The sequence below is a fragment of the Kitasatospora sp. NPDC004669 genome (assembly GCF_040609455.1).
Lineage (GTDB): Bacteria > Actinomycetota > Actinomycetes > Streptomycetales > Streptomycetaceae > Kitasatospora.
Genome location: NZ_JBEXKB010000169.1, coordinates 1 through 5,342, shown reverse-complemented (window position 1 = coordinate 5,342; position 5,342 = coordinate 1). Strand labels below are relative to the sequence as shown.

Annotated in this window: 3 protein-coding genes; all 3 read left to right on the top strand. The window is 69.2% G+C overall.

The window, feature by feature from the left end:
* Nucleotides 1–177: 177 nt before the first annotated feature.
* The 3 genes from ABZW30_RS46420 to ABZW30_RS46410 are packed head-to-tail and all read left to right on the top strand — an operon-like array spanning nucleotide 178 to nucleotide 4,072.
* The gene (locus ABZW30_RS46420) at nucleotides 178–960 is read left to right on the top strand and encodes a TnsA-like heteromeric transposase endonuclease subunit (protein ID WP_355677393.1); all 783 of its coding nucleotides are present in this window, start codon (nucleotides 178–180) and stop codon (nucleotides 958–960) included.
* The gene (locus ABZW30_RS46415; protein WP_355677391.1) at nucleotides 948–3,032 is read left to right on the top strand and encodes a Mu transposase C-terminal domain-containing protein; all 2,085 of its coding nucleotides are present in this window, start codon (nucleotides 948–950) and stop codon (nucleotides 3,030–3,032) included. Before ABZW30_RS46420 ends, ABZW30_RS46415 begins: the two co-directional genes overlap by 13 nt.
* Before the next feature lie 5 nt (nucleotides 3,033–3,037).
* A complete protein-coding gene (locus ABZW30_RS46410; protein WP_355677392.1) occupies nucleotides 3,038–4,072 on the top strand; it encodes a TniB family NTP-binding protein in 1,035 nt (344 codons plus the stop codon).
* Nucleotides 4,073–5,342: the final 1,270 nt, after the last annotated feature.

The following is a 5,342-nucleotide window of genomic DNA, read 5'->3' as shown; positions in this document are numbered from 1 at the left end:
GGATCAGGCTGCCCCCAGCTTCACCAGACCGCTGCGACGGTCCGGCGGAGAAGGTCTTTCACCTCCACTCGATCGTGTGGTACTTCGTGGCGCACTCCTCTGACACTGAAGCTTGACCGTTTGCCACTGAAGGATGATCAACGCTAGTTTCTGCCACTGAAGATTGACCGGTTGACGGTGTATCAGGGTGGGGGCGTGGTGGGGGCACCGGTCGGTGCGTTCGGTGATGATGTCCTGGCGGCATTTGACCTGGACTTCTATGCGGGCGGCGAGCGTGTTCGGCGTCCGCTCGGGGCGAGCTGGGACACCCGTTTCGAGGCCGTGGAGCCGGTGCGCGAGTTCCGTTGGAGCAAGGGCGGCCGAGGTTTCGCGGGCTGGTACTACTCGGTGACGGTCGGGGATCACGTGGGCTACGAGTCGTGGCTGGAGCGGGATCGTCTGCTGCTGATGGATCGTGATCCGCAGGTCGCCGTGATCGCCTCGCAGCCGTTCTGGCTGCAGTGGCACGACGGGCGGAGGATGCGCCGCCATGCGCCTGATTTCTTCGTCCGGCTCGCTGACGGCCGGGCTCGTGTCGTCGATGTCCGGGCCGAGGACGACATGGACGACGCCACGCGGGAGTCGTTCGCGGCGACCGGGCGCGCTTGCGAGGCGGTGGGCTGGGAGTTCGAGTGGGCCGGGCGGCCCGAGCCGGTGTTCATGGCGAACATGCGCTGGCTGGCGCGGTATCGGCGGGCACGTTCGGGGCGCCCGGCTGCGGTGGCCGCCGCCCTGCTCGACGTGTTCAGGGAGCCGATGGGGCTGTGGGAGGGTGCCGGCCGTGTCGGCGACCGCCTCCAGGTCCTGCCGGTGCTGTTCCACTTGCTGTGGTCCGGGGCCCTGGTCGCCGATCTGGCGTGCGGACTACTGGGGGTCGAGAGCGTGGTCTGGGCAGAGGGAGGACAACGGTGGGAAGGTTGACACGGCCGCCGGCACTGGCGGTCGGTGAGAGGGTCCGGTTCAAGGGCCAGGTCCGTGCGGTGTTCGCGGTCACGCCGCAGGTGGCGGTACTGGAGGATGCGGAGCAACCGCACCTGGTGGTGGCCCTGATCGACCTGTTCGAGGCGGTGGACTTCGAGGTTCTCTACCGGCCTGAGCGGATGCCGCTGCCCGCCTCCGTCTTGCTGGAGACCTTCCCGGAGGGGGCGGTCAAGCGGGCGTTGTGGTGGGAGGGGCACATCCTGGAGGTGCTGCACGGTCTGGCGCCGAATGCGGAGCCGGGATCGGCTCCGCGGCCCGGATACGACCTGAAGCAGTCCGTGACCGCGCGTCAGAGGGTCAAGGCGGCGGAGCTGACGGCGGCCGGGCATCCGGTGACGGCCAGCACCGTGGCTCGTCTGCGGCGCCGTTACCAGGAGGACGGGGTGCTCGGGCTCGCCGACCACCGCCCGGTGCGCAAGGCTCCGGAGTTCAGGGCGGTGGACCCGTCGGTGGTGGCCGCGATGCGGCAGGCGATCAAGGAGGGAGTCGACGCGTCGACCCGGACCGGGTCGTTCCTGATCTGGCGTACCGGGGAGATCCTGGCAGGCCAGCCGGGGGAGCCGGTCGAGTTGCCGTCCGAGCGCACGCTCTACCGGGTGCTGGCGAAGCTGACGGCCGGCACCCATGCCACCGGCTCGGCTGTTACGCGCCGCTCGCGGGCCCACGGGGCCAGGGCTCCGTTCGGGGAACTGCCGGTGTTCGCGCCGGGCGAGGTGATGCAGATCGACTCGACCCCGCTGGACGTGATGGTCCGGTTGGACAACGGGGTGGTCGGCAAGGTCGAGCTCACCGGGATGATCGACGTTGCGACCCGGACCCTGACCGCGGCGGTGCTGCGGCCGACGACGAAGTCGGTGGACGCCAGCGTGCTGCTGGCCCGCACGGTCACCCCCGAGCTGATGAGGCCGGGGTGGGTGGAGGCGCTGAAGATGTCCCGCTCGGTGCTGCCGCACCGCCGGCTGCTGTCTCTGGACGAGCGCCTGGAGCAAGCGGCGGCCCGGCCGGTGATCGTCCCGGAGATGATCGTCTGCGACCACGGGAAGGTCTTCGTGTCGCGCAACTTCCGGTCCTCCTGCCGGTTCCTGGAGATCGACTTCCAGCCCACGCACAAGGGCTCGCCCTTCGAGAAGGGCCACATCGAGAAGATGCTGGGCTCGGTGGCCACCTTGTTCGCGCAGTTCCTGCCCGGTCACACCGGCCGCAACACCGACCGCCGCGGCCGGCACCCGGAGCGGGAGAACCTGTGGTCACTGCTGGAGTTGCAGGACATCTTGGATGAATGGGTCGTCGCCAAGTGGCAAAATCGGCCCCATGCCGGTCTGCGGGACCCCGACCATCCCGGGCGGCTGTTCACTCCGAACGAGAAGTACGCCGCGCTGGTCGAAGCATGCGGCTACGTTCCGGTCGCGCTCAGCGGCCAGGACTACATCGAGCTGCTGCCCGCCGAGTGGCGGGTCGTCAACGCCTACGGCGTCCGGATCAACAACCGCACCTACGACAGCCCGGAACTGGGGCCGATGCGTCGGCGCGATTCGGGCGTCACGTCCAAGCGGGGCCTGTGGGAGATCCACCGCGACCCCTACGACGCCTCGCGGATCTGGGTGCGCAACCACCGTGGCGACAACGGGTGGGTCCAGGCGAACTGGAAGTACCTGAACCGGGCCCCGGTGCCTTTCGGTGAGCTGGCCTGGGACCACGTCAGCCACCAGCTGCCCAAGGCCACCGAGGAAGAACTCGCCCAGGCGGTGGCCGCGCTGATGACCCGTGCCCACGCCGGTCCCGCCTCGGAGCCGGCGGGCAAGGCCGCGGGGAAGGACAAGCCGTCCAAGGGCGATCGCCGCGTTGCGGCCCGCACCAAGGCCGCCGCACCGGTGGCCCCCTTGCCGGCGCCAGTGCCGAAGCCCGCGGAAGAAGCCTCGCCCGAGGTCGCGGAGCCGGACGAGGGACTGCTGGCCGAAGTGATCCCGCTTGGACTGTTCGACCCGTTTGAGGACCCCTGGAGACGCACGTGAACGCGATGGCAGCCGACAATTCGGAGCCGGGAGACGACTTCGGGCAGTATCTGACCACGTTGACCGGGTGGCGCGAGTTCATCGCCTCCTCGGTCGGCGAGCAGATGGTCGCGCTGACGCGGGCCGAGTACGACGCCCTGGACAAGGCAGACCAGTACACCTACGACGAGGACCGGCTCGACCACCACGCCCGCTTGCAGGTGGTCGCGACCTCCACGGTTCGGCACACCGTCACCTGCGGCCGGCGGCTGGTCATCTTGAACCGGGGTGCCATCAGTGCCCGCCGGGGCCTGATGGTCTCGGGCCCCGCTAACACCGGCAAGACCATCGCACTCACCCAGCTCGGCCTGGCTCATGAGATCGCGGACCGCCGCCGCCACCCGGGGCAGGGTGAGCGAATACCGGTCGTCTACATCACCGTCCCGCCGGCCGCGACCCCGCGCATGATCGCTGCCGAGTTCGCCCGCTTCCTCGGCCTGCCCGTCCTGCGCAACCTGAACATCACCGACCTGACCGAGGCCGTGGTCGGGGTCTGCACCAAGGCCCGCACCGGTCTGGTGCTGGTCGACGAGATTCACAACATCTCGCAGGCCACTCGGTCCGGCGCCGAAGTCTCCGACACCTTGAAGTACTTCTCCGAGCGCGTCCCGGCGACCTTCGCCTACGCGGGCATCGACGTCGAGTCTGGTGAGCTGCTGTCGGGGGTCCGCGGTGACCAGATCGCCGGCCGCTTCACCTCGGTGGCCACCCATGCCTTTCCCTACAACGCGGAGTGGAAGGCCTTGGTCGCGCAGATGGAGGCGACCCTGCTGCTGCACGAGCACAAGCCCGGGACGCTGACCCGCCTGGACCGCTTCCTCCACACCCGCACCAGCGGCATGATCGGCACCCTGTCCCACCAGATCCGCGGAGCGGCAGTCGACGCCATCCTCACCGGCGCTGAGAAGATCACCAAAGCCGGACTGCTGGCCGTCGACCTGGACATCGCCTCCCGCCGCAAGCGCCCCGGCCGGCCCCCGAAGGCAGACGGCGAGCAGTGACCGCACCCGCAGGAAGTGCTTCGCCGATCAACCCGCTTCCTTTCCAGGTCCGCCCCCGGGCCGGGGAGGGAGGCCCCTCCTTCATCGCCAGGCTCGCGCACGCCAACCACCTCCCGCTCGCCTACCTGCGGAGATTCCTGGCCGAGCCGCCTTTCCACTCCGGCATGCCGTCCTGGTTCCGCCTCGCGGCACTCACCGGCCGCGACCCCGGCATACTCCACGCGATCCTGGAGACGAAACAGTGTCAGGAGTGCGGCGCGAGCATGCCGCCCACCGGGACCTTCGGCAGCCGGGCCTTCCTCTGCTCCAGCCGCTGCCGGAGCCGAGCCCACCGCAGCCGCGAGGCCACCGCCGCCTGCCGGATTTGCCGGCAGCCCATGAAGATCCAGTTCGGTCAGCGGCACCGGCTGTGTTCGTCCACCTGCCGCCGCACCGCCTACCTCCTACGCCAGCGCAGCCCCGATCCCGTCGACAAACGGCCTGAGTCAGACTCGACCGACGAAACGACTCGTGTCTGCGTCGCATGCGAGCGGCCCCTGCCGCCGAACTGCCGCACATCGCGCCGCTTTTGCTCAACCACCTGCGCGAAGGACGCCCGCCGTTGGGACCGCATCGCGCAGCGGGAGCAGCTGATGTCCGCCTGCGAGTTCTGCGGAGCACCCCTGCCACCCGTGGGCACTGACGGTTCGGCCCGCCGCTGGTGCTCGGGCCGCTGCAAGAAGCGCGCATACCGCGGCCACGAACCGGCCAACCACACACTGCTGACCTGCGAGAACTGCCAGACTCCCTTTGCGAAGACCTCCTCGGGCACAAGCCGCCGATGGTGCTCTCCCGGCTGCCGGCCGACGGTCACTCGTCAGCTCAGGCCCCCCATCCCCACCCCGGCAGAGCCAGCGGAGCCGACGTGGACACCGACGCCGAGCCCAGCACAGCCGATGACTTGCAATCGTTGCGCGACCAACTTCCAAGGCAGACCCCGTGGCTGCCCGTTGTGCTCAACCGCCTGTTGGGAAGCGGAACTCGAAGAGCATGCCGGCCGGCTCAAGTGCGGCATCTGCCCGGAGTCCCTGGCGGACTCGAGACATTCTCCCGCCCGCCGGTGGTGCTCGAGAGCATGCAGACAGAGGGCATACCGCTGGCACCGCGAACTCCAGATCCGGGGCTGATGTCGGCGTGCGAGTGAACGCGCACACCCAAGTACAGCTGAACGTGCACAGCGTCGTGCAGATCGACGATGAGACGAGCAGAGGCAGGTCCGACGCTTCAATCG